Origin of the sequence: Halonotius aquaticus (assembly GCF_003605575.1) — an archaeon.
In the GTDB taxonomy this organism is placed as follows: Archaea; Halobacteriota; Halobacteria; order Halobacteriales; family Haloferacaceae; genus Halonotius; species Halonotius aquaticus.
In genome coordinates, this window is sequence record NZ_QKNY01000016.1 from 1 (window position 1) to 2,707 (window position 2,707).

At 56.3% G+C, this 2,707-nt stretch carries 2 rRNA genes; both read left to right on the plus strand.

Features of this window, described 5'->3' with window-relative positions:
* Positions 1–2,314 (plus strand): 23S ribosomal RNA (locus tag DM826_RS09520); the annotation flags it as partial.
* A 144-nt stretch (positions 2,315–2,458) separates the two neighbouring features.
* Positions 2,459–2,580 (plus strand): 5S ribosomal RNA (rrf, locus tag DM826_RS09525).
* The last annotated feature ends 127 nt before the right edge of the window (positions 2,581–2,707 follow it).

Sequence of the window (2,707 nt, forward strand, 5' to 3'; positions counted from 1 at the left end):
GAAGCCGATGTTGCGTCGTACGTTTTGAAAAACGACCCAGAGAGTGTATCTCCATGGCAAGCCTAACCCGATGATCGGGGCAGGCAGAGCGAAAGCGACATGGCCGCAGTCTTACGACCAGGGCCGCCGTGTTCAAGCGCGGGGAGTCGTGGGGATACGACCCGAAACCGAGTGATCTACACATGGGCAGGGTGAAGCGTGCCGAAAGGCACGTGGAGGCCCGTTAGCGTTGGTGTCTTACAATACCCTCGCGTGACCTATGTGTAGGGGTGAAAGGCCCATCGAACTCGGCAACAGCTGGTTCCAACCGAAACATGTCGAAGCATGACCTCACCCGAGATAGTCCGTGAGGTAGAGCGACCGATTACTCGTCCCGCCCTCGAGAGAGGTCGGCCGGGTTGTCGAACTCCAAACTTACGGACGTTGTAGACGGTGGGAGTCCGGACTGCGGGGTAAGCCTGTGGTCCGTAAGGGAGACAACCCAGCGTACGGTTAAGGACCCAAAATACGGATTAAGTGCAACCGAAGGTGGTCTCGAGCCCTAAACAGCCGGGAGGTGAGCTTAGAAGCAGCAACCCTCTAAGAAAAGCGTAACAGCTTACCGGCCGAGGTTCGAGGCGCCCAAAATGATCGGGGCTCAAATCCGTTTCCGAGACCGTACAACACCAATCATGGTGACTACGTAGGTTGGCGTACTGTTCGAGTGGAAATACGGGTGAGAACTCGTATGGATCGTACAGTAACGACAATTCTGGTCACAGTAGCAGCGATAGTCGGGTGAGAACCTCGACGACCTTACGAGCAAGGGTTCCTTGGCACTGTCATTCAGCCAAGGGTTAGTCGGTCCTAAGTCCCCTCGCAACTCGACGGGGACAACAGGGAAACTGGTTAATATTCCAGTACCAACACCACTCAAAGCCAACGCTTTGGGAAACACCGCACCGGGTTTTCGCCCGGTCGAATCGGTCACGCCCGTGGAAGCCGTCATGGCACGAAGCGGGTAACTACCGAGACAGGGAAACGCGGTGGTACCTAGAGCCCGTGAAACGGCAAGCGTGTTGTCCGTACCAAGATCCGACACAGGTGCTCAGGCAGCGAAAGCCAAGGTCTGTCGGGCCCCAACCGGCGTTAGGGAATTCGGCAAGTTAGTCCCGTACGTTCGCAAGAAGGGATGCCTGCCTCCAGCGAGGCAGGTTGCAATAACTCGGACGCTCCGACTGTCTAGTAACAACACAGGTGACCGCAAATGCGCAAGCACTCGTACGGTCACTGAATCCTGCCCAGTGCGGGTATCTGAACACCTCGTACAAGAGGACGAAGGACCCGTCAACGGCGGGGGTAACTATGACCCTCTTAAGGTAGCGTAGTACCTTGTCGCTTCAGTAGCGACTTGCATGAATGGATCAACGAGAGCGTCACTGTCCCAACGCTGGCCCCGGTGAACTGTACGTTCCAGTGCGGAGTCTGGAGACCCCCAAGGGGAAGCGAAGACCCTATAGAGCTTCACTGCAGGCTGTCGCTGAGACGTGGTCGCTACTGTGCAGCATAGGTAGGAGGCATTACACAGGTACCCGCGCTAGCGGGCCACCGAGCCATCATTGAAATACTACCCGGTAGTGACTGCGACTCTCACTCCTGGCGGAGGACACCGGTAGCCGGGCAGTTTGACTGGGGCGGTACGCGCTCGAAAAGATATCGAGCGCGCCCCAAGATTTCCTCACTCGGGTCGGGAACCCGAGGCAGAGCGCAAGAGCAGAAGGAAGTCTGACAGTGTTCTTCCCAACGAGGAACGCTGACGCGAAAGCGTGGTCTAGCGAACCCACAAGGCCTATTGATGAGGCCTGTGGATGACAGAAAAGCTACCTTAGGGATAACAGAGTCGTCACTCGCAAGAGCACATATCGACCGAGTGGCTTGCTACCTCGATGTCGGTTCCCTCCATCCTGCCCGTGCAGACGCGGGCAAGGGTGAGGTTGTTCGCCTATTAAAGGAGGTCGTGAGCTGGGTTTAGACCGTCGTGAGACAGGTCGGCTGCTATCTATTGGGGGTGTTTAGGAACATGCCATGAACGATCGTATAGTACGAGAGGAACTACGATTGGGCACCACTGGTGTATCGGTTGTCTGAGAAGGCAGTTGCCGAGTAGCCACGTGCCGCGGGGTAAGAGCTGAACGCATCTAAGCTCGAAACCCACATGAAAAAGATGTTCCACTGAGGGCACTCGTAGAAGACGAGTTCGATAGACTCGGGATGTACGCACCAAGGCAACGAGGTGTTGAGTCCACGAGCACTAACAGCCCAAGCCAACACTCATACTATGCACTGTGACCCACTGTAATGGGTCCAGGCGCGAACTGGATTGCACGGATACACGAGTAATCGAACGCTGGTAGAGCGTGAGGTGGTAGGATTGCCGACAGTGGTCTGGTAAGATACCAGTTCGATTCTGGTAGTCGGTTTCGGCGGCCATAGCGACGAGGTTCCACCCGTACCCATCCCGAACACGGTAGTTAAGCTCGTCAGCGTTCCGCGCAGTACTGGAGTGGGAGACCCTCTGGGAGTTGTGGTTCGCCGCCACCCATTCATACTTCATTCATCATGGCGAGTCGCTTCGATGACTCGTCGACACGTTTCGACCGGTTAGCGGCAGCCCTCGCGATTCCACTCACACGAAACGGAAATGGCAGGAACGGCAGCGATCGCTGTC